The sequence below is a fragment of the Marinobacter shengliensis genome, assembly GCF_003007715.1.
Classification (GTDB): domain Bacteria; phylum Pseudomonadota; class Gammaproteobacteria; order Pseudomonadales; family Oleiphilaceae; genus Marinobacter; species Marinobacter shengliensis.
The window spans coordinates 1-17762 of record NZ_PXNO01000016.1 but is presented as its reverse complement, the minus strand read 5'-3'; the positions used below and the strand labels follow the sequence as shown (position 1 = coordinate 17762).

Here is a 17762-nt window from a genome sequence, read left to right as displayed (position 1 = left end):
TGTCTAAAGCAAAGTTTGAGCGTAACAAGCCGCACGTAAACGTGGGCACCATTGGTCACGTTGACCATGGTAAGACCACTCTGACAGCCGCCCTGACTCGTGTATGTCACGAAGTATGGGGTACTGGTGAGAGCCGTGCTTTCGATCAGATCGATAACGCACCGGAAGAGCGTGCGCGTGGTATCACCATCGCGACCTCTCACGTTGAGTACGATTCTCCGACCCGTCACTACGCACACGTAGACTGCCCGGGCCACGCGGATTATGTTAAGAACATGATCACCGGTGCTGCCCAGATGGACGGCGCTATCCTGGTTTGCTCCGCAGCTGACGGCCCCATGCCGCAGACTCGTGAGCACATCCTGCTGTCCCGTCAGGTTGGTGTACCGTTCATCGTTGTGTTCCTGAACAAAGCGGACATGGTAGACGATGAAGAGCTGCTTGAGCTGGTAGAGATGGAAGTTCGTGACCTGCTGAGCCAGTACGACTTCCCGGGTGACGACACTCCGATCATCACCGGTTCTGCGCTGATGGCTCTGGAAGGTAAAGACGACAACGAGATGGGTACTACCGCTGTTAAGAAGCTGGTAGAAGCCCTGGACGACTACATCCCTGAGCCGGAGCGTGCGATTGATCAGCCGTTCCTGATGCCGATCGAGGACGTATTCTCCATCTCTGGTCGTGGTACCGTTGTTACCGGTCGTGTAGAGCGTGGCATCATCAAAGTAGGTGACGAAGTGGAAATCGTGGGTATCCGCGACACCACCAAGACCACCTGTACTGGTGTTGAGATGTTCCGCAAGCTGCTGGACGAAGGTCGTGCCGGTGAGAACGTAGGTGTTCTGCTGCGTGGTACCAAGCGTGACGACGTTGAGCGTGGTCAGGTTCTGTGTGTACCGGGCTCCATCAAGCCGCACACCAAGTTCGAGTGTGAAGTGTACGTACTGTCCAAAGAAGAAGGTGGTCGTCATACTCCGTTCTTCAAGGGCTACCGTCCGCAGTTCTACTTCCGGACTACTGATGTAACCGGTTCTTGTGAACTGCCGGAAGGCGTTGAAATGGTAATGCCGGGTGACAACGTGAAAATGACTGTTACCCTGATCGCTCCGATCGCCATGGAAGATGGTCTGCGCTTCGCGATTCGCGAAGGCGGCCGTACCGTTGGTGCCGGCGTGGTCTCCAAGATCATCGAGTAACCTTCGGGTTGCTCGTTGTTTGTTGCGCTGAGTTGTTTCGGTGCAGGCCAGTAGCTCAATTGGCAGAGCAGCGGTCTCCAAAACCGCAGGTTGGGGGTTCGATTCCCTCCTGGCCTGCCATTTTTCAACATCCGGATACATAAGTTGATTCCTATGGAGTCAAAAGCCGTTCAGTCAGCCGGCCGTTTCGATACCGTGAAATGGCTGGTTGTTTTCGTTTTGATTGCCGTCGGCGTTGTCGGTAATCAGTACTTCAGTGCCGAGTCCGTGCTATATCGGGTTCTGGCTCTTGTTGCGCTAGGCTTGGTTGCTGCGTTTGTGGCGTTGCAAACCGAGCGGGGGCGGCGTTTTGCCACCCTGTTAAAAGAAGCGCGTGTCGAGATCCGGAAAGTCGTCTGGCCGACCAGGCCAGAGTTGATTCAGACCACCATCATTGTGGTTGTGTTTGTTCTGGTAGTGGCGCTTATTTTGTGGGGCATGGATTCGCTGATCAGTTGGCTGGTCGCCGGATTTATCGGTTAACGGGAGTGGGCAATGGCTAAGCGCTGGTACGTCGTTCATGCGTATTCTGGCTTTGAGAAGCATGTGATGCGCACTCTTAAAGAGCGTGTGGCGCTCGAGCAGATGGAAGACAAGTTCGGCGAAATCCTGGTTCCGACTGAAGAAGTGGTCGAAATGCGGGACGGGAAGAAGCGCAAGAGTGAGCGCAAGTTTTATCCCGGCTACGTACTGGTCCAGATGGAAATGGACGACGCCTCGTGGCATCTTGTCAAGAATACACCTCGGGTACTGGGCTTTATCGGCGGTACCAAAGACAAGCCGGCTCCGATTACTGAGCGCGAGGCTGAGGCTATTCTGCGTCGTGTTGAAAGTGGTGCAGACAAGCCCAAGCCCAAGACGCTGTTCGAGCCAGGTGAAATTGTTCGCGTTGTTGAAGGTCCGTTTGCAGACTTCAACGGTGTGGTAGAAGAAGTCGACTACGAGAAGAGTCGAGTGAAGGTTGCCGTTCTTATCTTTGGCCGTTCTACTCCGGTTGAGCTGGAGTTCGGGCAGGTCGAAAAAGACTGATGGCGGCTTTGAAGATTGAAAGCTCGCGCGCTACGGCGACGCGGGCTTTTTGTGTCTGCTTAAAGCAGTTGTGAAAAACCGGGGAGCCGAAAGGCGTTCGAACCCACAGGAGATCTATCATGGCAAAGAAGATTGAAGCCTATATCAAGCTTCAGGTTGCTGCCGGTCAGGCCAACCCGAGTCCCCCCGTTGGTCCTGCGCTGGGTCAACGTGGTGTTAACATCATGGAATTCTGTAAGGCGTTCAACGCCAAGACTCAGGGCATGGAGCCTGGTCTGCCAATTCCGACCGTTATCACCGTTTACAGTGATCGCAGCTTCACATTCATCACCAAGACCCCGCCTGCGCCGGTCCTGCTGAAGAAGGCCGCTGGCATTAAGAGTGGCTCTGGTCGTCCGAACACTGACAAAGTGGGTACGGTTACCCGTGCTCAGCTGGAAGAAATCGCCAAGACCAAAGAGCCGGACATGACTGCTGCCGATATGGAAGCAGCCGTTCGCACCATCGCTGGTACTGCCCGCAGCATGGGCCTGAACGTGGAGGGTCTGTAAGATGGCTAAGCTGAGCAAGCGTCAAAAGCTGATTCGTGAAAAAGTAGACTCCACCCGCGCCTACTCTGTAGACGAAGCGGTTGCGCTGCTGGCCGAACTGGGTCAGAACGTGAAGTTCAAAGAGTCTGTAGACGTAGCGGTTAACCTGGGTGTTGATGCACGTAAATCCGACCAGGTTGTGCGTAGCAGCACTGTTCTGCCTCACGGTACCGGTAAATCCGTGCGTGTGGCTGTGTTCACCCAGGGTGCCAATGCCGAGAAAGCGACCGCGGCCGGTGCCGACATCGTAGGCATGGACGACCTGGCTGATGAAGTCAAAAAAGGCAACATGGACTTCGACGTGGTTATCGCCACTCCGGATGCCATGCGTGTTGTTGGTCAACTGGGCCAGATCCTCGGTCCCCGTGGCCTGATGCCGAACCCGAAGGTTGGCACCGTAACCGCTGATGTTGAGACAGCGGTTAAGAATGCCAAAGCTGGTCAGGTTCGTTACCGTACTGACAAAAACGGCATTATCCACGCTCCGCTGGGTAACGTTGAGTTCTCTGCCCAGAACATCAAGGAAAACCTTGAAGCTCTGGTGGCAGACCTGAAAAAGGCCAAGCCTGCATCGTCCAAGGGTGTGTATCTGAAAAAGATCACCATCTCTTCTACGATGGGTCCTGGTCTGACTATTGATCAGGGTACTCTGAGTCTCTGATTGGTAGTTACTTTGTAGTCTGGGCGGAAGCCAAGGCTGTCAAAGACCGCAGGCCCCCGAAGCCCTTGGTAACAAGGGCTGCAAGGGTTAAAGCAACGCCTGCGCAGACGGTGTGAAGACGTTCTCTCTGAACCCAAACACCGTTAGGCGTCCTCGTTGAGGACAATGATGGGTTTGCCGGCATAACGCTGGCGAAATCGAGGAGAAATCCAGTGGCAATTAGACTCGAAGACAAGAAGGCGATCGTCGCTGAAGTCAACGAGACTGCTGGAGCTGCTCTGTCTGTGGTTTTGGCTGACTACCGTGGTGTCACCTCTGGTGACATGACTGCCCTTCGTGCCAAAGCTCGTGCCGAGAATGTTCGTCTGAAGGTTGTTCGTAACAACCTGGCGAAGATTGCTATCAAAGGTACTGAGTTTGAGTGCATCGATCCGGCGCTGGTTGGCCCGACCATTCTGGCTTTCTCTATGGAAGATCCGGGTGCCGCTGCGCGCCTGCTGAAGGATTTTGCCAAAGAGAAAGAGGCGTTTGAGATCAAGGGTCTGGCTGTCGGCGGTGAGCTGATGGGCGCAGAACAGATCGATCGCCTGGCCACGCTGCCGACGCTGCACGAAGCGTTGACCAAGCTGGCTATTGTTACACAGGCACCAGTTACCAAGCTTGCACGTACCCTGAACGATATTCCGGGCAGGATCACACGTGTTGTAGCTGCAGTCCGCGACCAGAAGCAAGACGCTGCTTGATTCTGTTGAACACCATTTTTTACATTTTCGGAGAAAGTCATGGCTCTGTCTAAAGACGATATTTTGAATGCAATTGCTGAAATGAGCGTAATGGAAGTTGTTGAGCTCGTTGAAGCTATGGAAGAGAAGTTCAATGTTTCTGCTGCCGCTGCTGTTGCCGCTGCACCTGCTGCTGCCGCTGGTGGCGAAGCTGCTGAAGAGCAGACCGAGTTCGACGTAGTTCTGACTGGCGCTGGCGAGAAGAAAGTCAACGTCATCAAGGCCGTTCGTGAGCTGACTGGTCTGGGTCTGAAAGAAGCCAAGGAAATGGTTGACGGCGCTCCTTCTACTGTTAAGGAAGGCGCTAGCAAGGACGAGGCTGAAGAAGCCAAGAAGAAGCTTGAGGAAGCAGGCGCTTCTGTTGAGCTCAAGTAATAGTCGGCTGTTGATCGACACCGTGCGTTAAGCATGGATGGGCTGGTGGCTCTGTGCCACCGGCCTTTTTCTGTTGTATATGCTATAGAGTCTGGTGTGCTTTTACGGGTTAATGTCAGATCTATAACCTACAGCCAGAGTCTTGTTCAAGACGGCGCGATAAGCCGAGCAATTCGGCCCCGAAGCAGAACATTTGATTGCTTCTTGATACCAGGTATCAGGTCTAAAGCTGGGGAATGCAGATGACTTACTCCTACACTGAGAAAAAGCGGATTCGCAAAGATTTTAGTAAATTGCCTTCCGTGATGGACGTCCCCTATTTGCTGTCTATTCAGCTGGATTCGTTCCGGGACTTCCTGCAAATGGAAGCCGCTCCTGAAGACCGCCGGGAAACCGGTCTTCACGCAGCGTTCAAATCCGTATTCCCGATTGTCAGTTACTCTGGCAACGCCGCGCTCGAGTATGTGAGCTATCGAATCGGCGAGCCAGTGTTCGACGTCAAGGAATGTCAGCTCAGGGGCGTTACTTACGCCGCGCCGCTGCGGGTGAAAGTCCGCTTGATCATTTATGACAAGGAATCGTCCAACAAGGCGATCAAGGACATCAAAGAGCAAGAAGTCTACATGGGCGAGATGCCCCTGATGACTGAAAACGGTACCTTCGTGGTCAACGGTACCGAGCGTGTTATTGTTTCCCAGCTGCACCGTTCGCCTGGCGTCTTCTTTGATCACGACAAAGGCAAGACTCACTCCTCCGGCAAGCTGTTGTATTCGGCCCGGGTGATTCCTTACCGTGGTTCCTGGCTTGACTTCGAATTCGATCCGAAGGACTCCGTGTTCGTTCGTATCGACCGTCGTCGTAAGCTGCCTGCGTCGATCCTCCTGCGCGCTCTGGGGTACACCTCTGAGCAGATGCTCGACATGTTCTTCGAAACCAGTAAGTTTGCTCTGGGTGAAGAAGTCTGCAAGCTTGAGTTGGTGCCCAGCCGGCTGCGTGGTGACATTGCGACCTTTGACATCAAAGATAAGGAAGGCAACGTCATTGCTGAAGAAGGCCGCCGTATTACGGCGCGTCACATCAAGCAGTTGGAAAAGGCCGGCATTACCGAGCTGGAAGTTCCCACTGAATACCTGTACGGCCGTGTTCTTGCCAAGGACATGATCGATCAGTCTACCGGCGAAGTGCTGGTGGAATGTAACACCGAGCTGACCGAAGAAGTCATCACCAAGATTCTCGGCGCTGGTGTTAAGGATATTGAAACTCTTTACACCAACGATCTGGATTGTGGTCCGTTCATGTCTGATACCCTGCGTATCGACCCGACCCGAACTCCGTTGGAAGCGTTGGTTGAAATCTACCGGATGATGCGCCCGGGCGAGCCGCCCACCAAGGAATCCGCGGAGAACCTGTTCAACAACCTGTTCTTCTCTGAGGAGCGCTACGACCTGTCCGGCGTTGGCCGGATGAAGCTCAACCGCCGCCTTGGTCGTGACGAGAGCACCGGTGAGGGCACGCTGACCCACGACGATATCATCGACGTGCTGAAAACCCTGATTGCCATTCGTAATGGCCAGGGCCAGGTGGATGATATCGACAACCTGGGCAACCGTCGGGTTCGCTGTGTTGGCGAGATGGCTGAAAACCAGTTCCGGGTAGGCCTGGTACGGGTTGAGCGCGCGGTTCGAGAGCGTCTGAGTCTGGCTGAAAGCGAAGGCCTGATGCCGCAGGACCTGATCAACGCCAAGCCTGTTGCGGCCGCAGTCAAGGAGTTCTTTGGTTCCAGCCAGCTGTCCCAGTTTATGGACCAGAACAATCCGCTGTCTGAGGTAACTCACAAGCGTCGTATCTCCGCGTTGGGTCCGGGCGGTCTGACCCGTGAGCGTGCCGGCTTTGAGGTTCGGGACGTTCACCCGACCCATTACGGCCGTGTGTGTCCTATCGAGACTCCGGAAGGCCCGAACATCGGTCTGATCAACTCGCTGGCAACCTATGCCCGTGCCAACTCCTACGGCTTCCTGGAAAGTCCGTACCGTAGAGTCGTCGACGGCGTGGTGACCGATGAGCTGGTGTATCTGTCTGCGATTGAAGAGAGCAATTATGTGATCGCTCAGGCCAGTGCTGCTACCGATGACGGCAAGCGCCTGACCGACGAGCTGGTTACCGTGCGTCACCAGAACGAATTTACCGTCGCCCCGCCGGAAGCGGTTAACTTCATGGACGTATCTCCACGCCAGGTTGTATCGGTGGCGGCGTCTCTGATCCCGTTCCTTGAGCACGACGATGCTAACCGGGCCCTGATGGGTGCGAACATGCAGCGTCAGGCGGTTCCGACGCTGAAATCACAGGTTCCGCTGGTCGGCACCGGTGTAGAACGCACCGTTGCCCAGGATTCCGGCGTGTGCGTGACCGCCCGTCGTGGCGGTGTGATTGAAAGCGTGGATGCTGCCCGTATTGTGGTGCGCGTAAACAACGAAGAAACCGAGGCCGGTGATGCAGGTGTGGATATCTACAACCTCACCAAGTACACCCGCTCTAACCAGAATACCTGTATCAACCAGCGCTCCATCGTGCGTCAGGGCGATGTGATTGCCCGTGGCGACGTGCTGGCAGATGGTCCCTCCGTGGATCTGGGTGAGCTGGCGCTGGGCCAGAACATGCGCATCGCGTTCATGCCCTGGAACGGTTACAACTTCGAGGACTCCATCCTGATCTCCGAAAAGGTGGTTCAGGAAGACCGGCTGACCACGATCCACATTCAGGAACTGACCTGTGTGGCCCGTGACACCAAGCTGGGTAGCGAAGAAATCACTGCGGATATTCCGAACGTTGGTGAAAGCGCGCTGTCCAAGCTGGATGAGTCCGGTATTGTCTACATCGGTGCGGAAGTGGGCCCGGGCGACATTCTGGTGGGTAAGGTCACGCCGAAAGGTGAGACCCAGCTGACACCGGAAGAGAAGCTGCTGCGTGCGATCTTTGGTGAAAAGGCCTCTGACGTTAAAGATACCTCTCAGCGTGTTCCGACCGGCACCCGCGGAACGGTTATCGATGTTCAGGTATTCACCCGTGACGGTATCGAAAAAGATGCCCGCGCTCAGTCCATCGAGAAAGAGCAGCTCGATCAGTACCGTAAGGATCTGAAAGACGAGTACCGCATTGTCGAAGGCGCTACCTATGAGCGTCTGACTGCAGCACTCAACGGCCAGGAAGTGATCAGTGGCCCGGGTCTGAAGAAGGGCGCCAAGCTTGATGAAGCCTATCTGGCCGATCTACCGCGTCCGGACTGGTTCAAGCTGCGCATGAAAGACGAAGCTCTGAACGAACTTCTGGAGAAATCCGAGCAGGGTCTGGAAGATCGCAAGAAAGAGCACGAAGCCCGCTTCGACGACAAGAAAGGCAAGCTGCAGCAGGGCGATGACCTTGCTCCGGGCGTGCTGAAAATCGTCAAGGTTTACCTGGCCATCAAGCGTCGCATCCAGCCGGGTGACAAGATGGCCGGTCGTCACGGTAACAAGGGTGTTATCTCCGCGGTAATGCCGATTGAGGATATGCCTTACGACGAAAACGGCACCACCGTTGATATCGTGCTCAACCCGCTGGGTGTTCCTTCGCGGATGAACGTTGGTCAGGTTCTGGAAACCCATCTGGGCGCAGCCGCCAAGGGGCTGGGTGAAAAGATCAGCCGGATGCTGGAAGAGCAGCGTAAAGTGGCTGAACTGCGCAAGCTGCTGGATGAGATCTACAACCACTCAGATGAAGTGACCAAGGTTGATCTCGACAGCCTGAGCGACAAGGAAATTCTGGAGCTGTGCGGTAACCTGCGTGACGGTGTCCCGATGGCAACGCCGGTCTTTGACGGTGCCAAGGAAGCCGAGGTCAAGCGTATGCTTGAGCTGGCCGACATGGATACCAGTGGTCAGGTCAAGCTGTACGACGGCCGCACCGGTGATGCATTTGACCGTCCGGTGACTGTGGGCTACATGTACATGCTCAAGCTCAACCACTTGATCGATGACAAGATGCACGCTCGTTCCACCGGCTCTTACAGCCTGGTAACCCAGCAGCCGCTGGGTGGTAAGGCGCAGTTCGGTGGTCAGCGTTTCGGTGAGATGGAAGTCTGGGCTCTGGAGGCATACGGTGCCGCCTATACCCTGCAGGAAATGCTTACCGTCAAGTCTGATGACGTCAACGGTCGGACCAAGATGTACAAGAACATTGTCGATGGTGATCATCGTATGGAGCCGGGCATGCCCGAATCCTTCAACGTTCTCGTCAAGGAAATCCGCTCGTTGGGTATCGACATCGAGCTGGAATCCGAGTGAGCCGAATTGTTTTTGGCAGCGTGAGCGGGCACCTCGTGTGCCCGCCCGAGATTAACGCCATCCGGAGCTTTTACTGATGAAAGATTTGCTGAATCTTCTCAAGAGCCAGAATCAGAGCAAGGAATTCGACGCCATCCGTATCGGACTGGCTTCGCCTGACATGATTCGTTCCTGGTCTTTTGGCGAAGTAAAAAAGCCTGAGACCATTAACTACCGTACCTTCAAGCCGGAGCGTGACGGTCTTTTCTGTGCCAAGATTTTCGGCCCGATCAAAGACTACGAGTGCTTGTGCGGAAAATACAAGCGCCTGAAGCATCGCGGCGTTATCTGTGAAAAGTGCGGTGTTGAAGTCGCACTGGCCAGCGTGCGCCGTGAGCGTATGGGCCATATCGAGCTGGCCAGCCCGGTCGCTCACATCTGGTTCCTGAAGTCATTGCCGTCCCGTATTGGCCTGATGCTGGACATGACCCTGCGAGATATCGAGCGGGTTCTGTACTTTGAATCCTTCATCGTTATCGATCCGGGTATGACCACCCTGGAGAAGGGCCAGTTGCTGAATGACGAGCAGTACTATGAGGCCCTGGAAGAATTCGGTGACGAGTTCGACGCCCGTATGGGTGCCGAGGCCATCAAAGAGTTGCTCGAAGCTATCGATCTGCAGGCGGAAGTTGACGCCCTGCGGGAAGAGATCCCCCAGACCAACTCCGAGACCAAGATCAAGAAATTCAGCAAGCGCCTGAAAATTCTTGAGGCGTTCCTGTACTCCGGTAACAAGCCGGGCGACATGGTGATGACCGTTCTGCCGGTTCTGCCGCCCGATCTGCGCCCGCTGGTTCCCCTGGACGGTGGCCGTTTTGCCACTTCCGACCTGAACGATCTGTACCGTCGGGTCATTAACCGGAACAACCGTCTCAAGCGCCTGCTGGAACTGAACGCTCCGGATATCATCGTGCGCAACGAGAAGCGTATGCTGCAGGAAGCGGTTGACGCCCTGCTGGATAACGGTCGTCGTGGTCGGGCCATCACTGGCACCAACAAGCGTCCGCTGAAGTCCCTGGCTGACATGATCAAGGGTAAGCAGGGTCGTTTCCGTCAGAACCTGCTGGGTAAGCGAGTCGACTACTCTGGCCGTTCCGTGATCGTGGTGGGTCCGTACCTGCGCCTGCACCAGTGCGGTCTGCCCAAGAAGATGGCCCTGGAGCTGTTCAAGCCGTTCATTTTCTCCAAGCTTGAGCACCGTGGCCTGGCGACCACCATCAAGGCCGCCAAGAAAATGGTCGAGCGCGAGGAAGGCGTGGTCTGGGATATCCTGGACGAAGTCATCCGCGAGCACCCGATCCTGCTGAACCGTGCGCCCACCCTGCACCGTCTGGGCATCCAGGCGTTCGAGCCGGTTCTGATCGAAGGTAAAGCGATCCAGCTGCACCCGCTGGTGTGTGCGGCTTACAACGCCGACTTCGACGGTGACCAGATGGCGGTACACGTACCGCTGACCCTGGAAGCCCAGCTTGAAGCCCGTGCGTTGATGATGTCCACCAACAACGTGCTGTCTCCAGCGAACGGTGAGCCGATCATCGTACCGTCTCAGGACGTGGTATTGGGTCTGTATTACATGACCCGCGAGCGCCACGCTGCCCTGGGTGAAGGCATGGTGTTTGCTGATGTCAAAGAAGCCCATCGTGCCTATGGTGCCGGCAAGGTTGACCTGCAGGCGAAGGTCAAGGTGCGGGTTAAGGAAGTGGCCTATGCCGAAGATGGCAGCAAGTCCGAAGCCTACCGTGTGGTTGATACCACCGTTGGCCGTGCTTTGTTGTTTGATATCGTTCCTGACGGCCTGCCGTTTGAAATCGTCAACCGTCCTATGGTCAAGAAGGCGATTTCCAACCTGATCAACACCTGTTATCGGGACGCTGGTCTGAAAGATACTGTCATCTTTGCTGACCAACTGATGTACATGGGTTACCACTATGCAACCCGTTCCGGTATTTCTATCGGCTTCAACGACTTCGAGATTCCGCCGGAGAAGTATGAGCTGGTTGATGCGGCGTCTGACGAAGTAAAAGACATCGAGAACCAGTACGCATCCGGTCTGCTGACCCAGGGTGAGAAGTACAACAAGGTGATCGATATCTGGTCCCGCGCCAACGATAAAGTGTCCAAGGCGATGATGGAGCGTCTGTCCAAAGAGCAGGTTATTGGTCCTGACGGCCAGCCTGTGAAGGGTGAAGACGGCGAAGACCTGATGCAGGAATCCTTCAACTCCGTCTACATGATGGCCGATTCCGGTGCGCGGGGTTCCGCTGCCCAGATTCGTCAGTTGTCCGGTATGCGTGGTCTGATGGCCAAGCCGGATGGCTCCATCATCGAAACGCCGATTACCGCGAACTTCCGTGAAGGTCTGAACGTACTCCAGTACTTCATCTCCACCCACGGTGCTCGTAAAGGTCTGGCGGATACTGCACTGAAGACCGCGAACTCCGGTTACCTGACCCGTCGTCTCGTTGACGTGTCCCAGGACCTGGTGGTGACCGAGGAAGACTGCGGTACCGATGAAGGTCTGCTGATGACGCCGCACATTGAAGGTGGCGACGTTGTTGTGCCGCTGGGTGATCGTGTTCTGGGGCGTGTCACAGCCCGTGACGTATTCACCCCAACCGACAAGGACAACGCTGTTGTTCCGGCCGGCACATTGCTGGACGAGAAAACCGTCGAGATGGTTGAGCGCGCCGGTGTGGATGAGATCTGGGTTCGCTCTGCGATTACCTGTGAGACTCGCCACGGCATCTGCTCCAAGTGTTACGGCCGCGATCTTGCCCGTGGTCACCGGGTTAACGTGGGTGAGGCCGTCGGTGTTATCGCTGCCCAGTCCATCGGTGAGCCTGGCACCCAGCTGACCATGCGGACCTTCCACATTGGTGGTGCGGCCAGCCGAGCCTCTGCCGTAGATAATATTCAGGTCAAGCACGGTGGCACGGTACGTCTGCACAACCTGAAGTCCATCGAGAAGAGCGATGGCTCCCTGGTTGTGGTGTCCCGTTCTTCGGCCCTGGCGATTGCCGACGAGCAGGGTCGCGAGCGCGAGTGGTACAAGCTGCCCTACGGTGCCGTTCTGTCTGTGAAGAACGGTGACGTGGTTGAGGCCGGCGTTGTAGTTGCCAAGTGGGATCCGCACACGCATCCGATCATCGCCGAAGCGAAAGGCACGGCCAAGTTTGTCAACATGGAAGAGGGCATTACTGTCCGTACCCAGGCTGACGAGCTGACCGGTCTGTCCACCATGGAAGTGATTGACCCGAAAGAGCGTCCTGCTGCTGGTAAGGACATTCGTCCGGCTATCCAGCTGATTGACGATGCGGGTGAAGAAGTAGAACTGCCAGGCGGTGGTACCGCGATCTTCTTCCTACCGGCTAACGCGCTGGTGACCATGGCTAATGGCGCGAAGATCGAGCTGGGTGACGTAGTTGCCCGTATTCCGCAGGAAAGCTCGAAGACCCGGGACATCACCGGTGGTCTGCCGCGGGTTGCCGACCTGTTCGAGGCTCGTCGCCCGAAAGAGTCTGCCATCCTGGCGGAAATCAGTGGTGTGGTGTCTTTCGGTAAAGAGACCAAAGGCAAGAAGCGCCTGGTCATCACGCCGAAAGATGACGATGCCTATGAGGTTCTGATTCCGAAGCATCGCCAGCTCAACGTTTTCGAAGGTGAAACGGTTGAGAAGGGTGAGGTGATTTCCGACGGTCCGTCCAACCCGCACGACATCTTGCGTCTGCTGGGTGTGGTCGAGCTGGCCAAGTACATCACCAACGAAATCCAGGATGTGTACCGCCTGCAGGGTGTTGTCATCAACGATAAACACATCGAGGTTATCGTTCGGCAGATGCTGCGCAAGGTGGAAATTAGCGATCCGGGTGATACCACCCTGCTGTCTGGCGACCAGGTGGAAATCACTCAGGTGCTGGAAGAGAACGAAAAGGCGAATCAGGCGGACAAAGAGCCTGCCAGATTCGAGCGTCTGCTGCTTGGTATTACCAAGGCATCGCTGGCCACCGAATCGTTCATTTCTGCGGCTTCGTTCCAGGAAACCACCCGGGTGCTCACCGAAGGTGCGGTGACCGGTAAGCGTGACTTCCTGCGTGGCCTGAAAGAAAACGTTGTGGTTGGTCGGTTGATTCCGGCGGGTACTGGTCTGGCTTACCACAGCGAACGTCGTCGCAAGCGTGACCTGGAAGAGCAGGGCGTGACCGCGGCAGATGTTGAAGAAGCTCTGAGCGCGGAGCTCAACCGAGAAGGTTGATTGCCGGCGTGCCATTCTCGGGGTAGTTACTTATCCCGAGGGTGGTTAAAAAGAGAACAGTCATCTTGACTGAGTCGGGGCGCAGGCTTACACTTGCGTCCCTTAAATTTTACCCCCTGCACAGGGGGTAAGTTTCATTGGTATGGTTTTTTGGAGTTTGCTTACATGGCAACGATTAATCAGTTGGTGCGTAAGCCTCGTAAGCGCAAGGTAGCCAAGAGCGATGTTCCTGCTCTCCAGGCTTGTCCTCAGCGCCGTGGTGTGTGCACTCGTGTGTACACCACAACGCCGAAGAAGCCGAACTCAGCACTTCGTAAAGTGTGCCGTGTTCGTCTGACCAACGGCTTCGAGGTTTCCTCTTACATTGGTGGTGAAGGTCACAACCTTCAGGAGCACAGTGTTGTGCTGATCCGTGGCGGTCGAGTAAAAGACCTTCCGGGTGTGCGCTATCACACTGTTCGCGGTACTTTGGATACCCAAGGTGTTCAGAACCGTAAGCAGGGCCGCTCCAAGTACGGTGCAAAACGACCCAAGTCCTGATGTCCCGAGCGGGTGTCTTTTATCGTTGCTTGTAAGAACGGTAAGAGTAAGGCTGAGTAGCATTTGGCTATCTCAGGGGTTCCTGAAGACCTTTTAGATATAAGGGCTTATCGATGCCTAGAAGAAGAGTTGCAGCAAAGCGGGAAATCATTCCCGATCCTAAATTCGGCAGTGCACGTCTTGCCAAGTTCATCAACCATGTGATGGAAAGCGGTAAGAAGTCGGTTGCAGAGCGCATTGTTTACGGTGCTCTGGATATCGTTGCCGAGAAATCTAAAGAAGAGCCGATCGAAATGTTCGAGAAGGCCCTGGAGAACATCCAGCCGATGGTTGAGGTTAAGTCCCGTCGTGTGGGTGGTGCTACTTACCAGGTGCCGGTTGAAGTTCGGCCTTCCCGTCAGAACGCGTTGGCGATGCGCTGGCTCGTTGAATATTCCCGGAAGCGCGGTGAGAAGAGCATGGCGCAGCGTCTGGCTGGCGAAATTCTTGATGCGGCCGATAGCAAGGGTGCCGCAGTGAAGAAGCGCGAAGACGTGCATCGCATGGCAGAAGCCAACAAGGCATTCTCTCACTTCCGTTTCTAACAAGCCGAGGTTTATATCGTGGCACGCAAGACTCCTATCAAACGTTACAGAAACATTGGTATCTGTGCGCACGTGGATGCGGGCAAGACTACTACCACCGAGCGTATTCTTTATTACACCGGTCGTAGTCACAAGATGGGTGAGACCCATGACGGCGCTTCCACTACAGACTGGATGGAGCAGGAGCAGGAGCGTGGTATCACCATCACGTCTGCCGCTGTTACAACCTTCTGGCAGGGTATGGACAAGCAGTATCCCGAGCACCGTATCAACATCATCGACACCCCGGGGCACGTTGACTTCACCATCGAAGTAGAGCGTTCCCTGCGTGTTCTTGATGGTGCCGTGGTTGTGTTCTGTGGTTCCTCAGGTGTTGAGCCGCAGTCCGAGACTGTATGGCGCCAAGCCAACAAGTATGAAGTTCCCCGCATGGTTTTCGTCAACAAAATGGACCGTGCAGGCGCCAACTTCATGCGCGTTGTTGAGCAGATTCGTAACCGTCTGGGTGCTATCACTGTGCCCATCCAGCTGCCGATCGGCGCCGAAGACGATTTCGAGGGTATCGTGGATCTGCTTCGCATGAAGGCAATCTACTGGAACGAAGCTGATCAGGGTATGACCTACGAGCTTCGCGATATTCCTGAGTCCATGGTTGCTGAGGCCGAGAAAGCGCGCGAGCAGATGATCGAAGCCGCCGCTGAAGCCAGCGAAGAGTTCATGGAGAAATACCTCGAAGGCGAAGAGCTGACCTACGAAGAAATCAAGCAGGGTCTGCGTACTCGTACCATCGCCAACGAGATCGTTCTGGCTACCTGCGGTTCTGCGTTCAAGAACAAGGGCGTGCAGGCGGTGCTGGATGCGGTCATCGAATTCCTGCCGGCTCCGGATGAGGTTAAAGCCATCCGTGGTGAGGTGGATGACGAGGGTACCGAGGAAACCCGTCCGGTTGACGACGATGCTCCGTTCGCCGCTCTGGCGTTCAAGATCGCGACCGACCCGTTCGTGGGTACGCTGACATTCTTCCGGGTTTACTCCGGTAAGCTTGAGTCCGGTAACGCAGTATTCAACTCCGTGAAGGGCAAGAAAGAGCGTGTGGGCCGTATGGTTCAGATGCACGCCAACGACCGTGAAGAGATCAAAGAAGTTCTGGCGGGCGACATCGCAGCTGCGATCGGCCTGAAGAACGTGACCACCGGTGACACCCTGTGTGATGAGAACAACAAGATTGTTCTGGAGCGCATGGAGTTCCCGGAGCCGGTTATCTCCGTTGCGGTTGAGCCGAAGTCGAAAGCCGACCAGGAAAAGATGGGTGTTGCTCTGGGTAAGCTGGCCCAGGAAGATCCGTCATTCCGTGTTCGCACCGACGAAGAGTCCGGCCAGACCATCATCTCCGGTATGGGTGAGCTTCACCTGGATATCATCGTTGACCGTATGCGTCGCGAGTTCAAGGTAGAAGCAAATATCGGTAAGCCGCAGGTTGCTTACCGTGAGTGCATCCGCAAGCCAGTTGACGTTGAAGGTAAGTTCGTTCGTCAGTCTGGTGGTCGCGGTCAGTACGGTCACGTAAAAGTGAAGTTGGAGCCGCTGCCTCTGGATGATGAAGATGCTGAAAACTTCATCTTCGTGAACGAGATCGTTGGTGGTGTGGTTCCGAAGGAATACATCCCGGCGGTTCAGCAGGGTATCGAAGAGCAGATGCAGAACGGCTGTCTGGCCGGCTATCCGCTGCTGGGTATCAAGGCAACGCTGTACGATGGTTCCTACCACGACGTTGACTCCAACGAGATGGCGTTCAAAATCGCTGGTTCCATGGCGATGAAGAAAGGCGCCCTCGAAGCGAATCCTGCCCTTCTTGAGCCGATCATGAAGGTTGAGGTTGTTACCCCTGAAGATTACATGGGTGACGTTGTTGGCGACCTGAACCGTCGTCGCGGCCTTGTGCAGGGTATGGATGAAGGCCCTGCGGGCAAGGTCATCCGTGCTGAAGTTCCGTTGTCGGAGATGTTCGGTTACGCCACCGACCTGCGTTCTGCAACACAGGGTCGGGCGTCTTATGCGATGGAGTTCTCCCGCTATATGGAAGCTCCTTCGAACATTGCCGAAGCGATCATTAAAAAGGGTTGATCCCCAGGACTTAAGAAACAGGAAGAGGTGTAACCGTGTCTAAAGCAAAGTTTGAGCGTAACAAGCCGCACGTAAACGTGGGCACCATTGGTCACGTTGACCATGGTAAGACCACTCTGACAGCCGCCCTGACTCGTGTATGTCACGAAGTATGGGGTACTGGTGAGAGCCGTGCTTTCGATCAGATCGATAACGCACCGGAAGAGCGTGCGCGTGGTATCACCATCGCGACCTCTCACGTTGAGTACGATTCTCCGACCCGTCACTACGCACACGTAGACTGCCCGGGCCACGCGGATTATGTTAAGAACATGATCACCGGTGCTGCCCAGATGGACGGCGCTATCCTGGTTTGCTCCGCAGCTGACGGCCCCATGCCGCAGACTCGTGAGCACATCCTGCTGTCCCGTCAGGTTGGTGTACCGTTCATCGTTGTGTTCCTGAACAAAGCGGACATGGTAGACGATGAAGAGCTGCTTGAGCTGGTAGAGATGGAAGTTCGTGACCTGCTGAGCCAGTACGACTTCCCGGGTGACGACACTCCGATCATCACCGGTTCTGCGCTGATGGCTCTGGAAGGTAAAGACGACAACGAGATGGGTACTACCGCTGTTAAGAAGCTGGTAGAAGCCCTGGACGACTACATCCCTGAGCCGGAGCGTGCGATTGATCAGCCGTTCCTGATGCCGATCGAGGACGTATTCTCCATCTCTGGTCGTGGTACCGTTGTTACCGGTCGTGTAGAGCGTGGCATCATCAAAGTAGGTGACGAAGTGGAAATCGTGGGTATCCGCGACACCACCAAGACCACCTGTACTGGTGTTGAGATGTTCCGCAAGCTGCTGGACGAAGGTCGTGCCGGTGAGAACGTAGGTGTTCTGCTGCGTGGTACCAAGCGTGACGACGTTGAGCGTGGTCAGGTTCTGTGTGTACCGGGCTCCATCAAGCCGCACACCAAGTTCGAGTGTGAAGTGTACGTACTGTCCAAAGAAGAAGGTGGTCGTCATACTCCGTTCTTCAAGGGCTACCGTCCGCAGTTCTACTTCCGGACTACTGATGTAACCGGTTCTTGTGAACTGCCGGAAGGCGTTGAAATGGTAATGCCGGGTGACAACGTGAAAATGACTGTTACCCTGATCGCTCCGATCGCCATGGAAGATGGTCTGCGCTTCGCGATTCGCGAAGGCGGCCGTACCGTTGGTGCCGGCGTGGTCTCCAAGATCATCGAGTAA

Annotated in this window: 13 protein-coding genes and 1 tRNA gene; all 14 read left to right on the top strand. The window is 55.4% G+C overall.

The genetic code is table 11. From position 1 onward, the window contains the following. Positions 1-1196: elongation factor Tu (tuf, locus tag C7H10_RS03650; protein ID WP_244178156.1), on the top strand; the 1196-nt coding region annotated here is incomplete at its 5' end. 44 nt (positions 1197-1240) lie between these two features. After that, positions 1241-1316, top strand: a tRNA-Trp gene (locus tag C7H10_RS03645). Between the two features lie 33 nt (positions 1317-1349). Further along, the gene (gene secE, locus C7H10_RS03640) at positions 1350-1718 is read left to right on the top strand and encodes a preprotein translocase subunit SecE (RefSeq protein WP_072678396.1); all 369 of its coding nucleotides are present in this window, start codon (positions 1350-1352) and stop codon (positions 1716-1718) included. Positions 1719-1730: 12 nt separating this feature from the next. Beyond that, on the top strand, positions 1731-2264 hold the full coding sequence (gene nusG / locus C7H10_RS03635; protein ID WP_058092381.1) for a transcription termination/antitermination protein NusG: 534 nt from the start codon (positions 1731-1733) through the stop codon (positions 2262-2264). A gap of 119 nt (positions 2265-2383) precedes the next feature. Beyond that, positions 2384-2815 carry a 50S ribosomal protein L11 gene (gene rplK / locus C7H10_RS03630; protein WP_058092380.1) on the top strand — a complete coding sequence of 144 codons (432 nt, stop codon included), beginning with the start codon at positions 2384-2386 and terminating at the stop codon, positions 2813-2815. 1 nt (position 2816) lies between these two features. Next, the gene (gene rplA, locus C7H10_RS03625) at positions 2817-3515 is read left to right on the top strand and encodes a 50S ribosomal protein L1 (protein ID WP_058092379.1); all 699 of its coding nucleotides are present in this window, start codon (positions 2817-2819) and stop codon (positions 3513-3515) included. Between the two features lie 212 nt (positions 3516-3727). Continuing rightward, positions 3728-4258 carry a 50S ribosomal protein L10 gene (gene rplJ / locus C7H10_RS03620; protein ID WP_061333835.1) on the top strand — a complete coding sequence of 177 codons (531 nt, stop codon included), beginning with the start codon at positions 3728-3730 and terminating at the stop codon, positions 4256-4258. Between the two features lie 39 nt (positions 4259-4297). Further along, on the top strand, positions 4298-4672 hold the full coding sequence (gene rplL, locus C7H10_RS03615; RefSeq protein ID WP_061333837.1) for a 50S ribosomal protein L7/L12: 375 nt from the start codon (positions 4298-4300) through the stop codon (positions 4670-4672). A gap of 242 nt (positions 4673-4914) precedes the next feature. Continuing rightward, positions 4915-8991 carry a DNA-directed RNA polymerase subunit beta gene (rpoB, locus tag C7H10_RS03610; RefSeq protein WP_061333843.1) on the top strand — a complete coding sequence of 1359 codons (4077 nt, stop codon included), beginning with the start codon at positions 4915-4917 and terminating at the stop codon, positions 8989-8991. Positions 8992-9067: 76 nt separating this feature from the next. Further along, on the top strand, positions 9068-13282 hold the full coding sequence (rpoC, locus tag C7H10_RS03605; RefSeq protein ID WP_106693787.1) for a DNA-directed RNA polymerase subunit beta': 4215 nt from the start codon (positions 9068-9070) through the stop codon (positions 13280-13282). Between the two features lie 165 nt (positions 13283-13447). Further along, positions 13448-13822, top strand: a complete 375-nt coding sequence (gene rpsL / locus C7H10_RS03600; protein WP_012139854.1) for a 30S ribosomal protein S12 — start codon at positions 13448-13450, stop codon at positions 13820-13822. A gap of 113 nt (positions 13823-13935) precedes the next feature. Beyond that, positions 13936-14406: a 30S ribosomal protein S7 gene (gene rpsG / locus C7H10_RS03595; protein ID WP_011784243.1), complete on the top strand. Its 471-nt coding sequence runs from the start codon at positions 13936-13938 to the stop codon at positions 14404-14406. An 18-nt stretch (positions 14407-14424) separates the two neighbouring features. After that, positions 14425-16530, top strand: a complete 2106-nt coding sequence (gene fusA, locus C7H10_RS03590; protein WP_106693786.1) for an elongation factor G — start codon at positions 14425-14427, stop codon at positions 16528-16530. Positions 16531-16565: 35 nt separating this feature from the next. Further along, a complete protein-coding gene (tuf, locus tag C7H10_RS03585; protein WP_068351550.1) occupies positions 16566-17762 on the top strand; it encodes an elongation factor Tu in 1197 nt (398 codons plus the stop codon).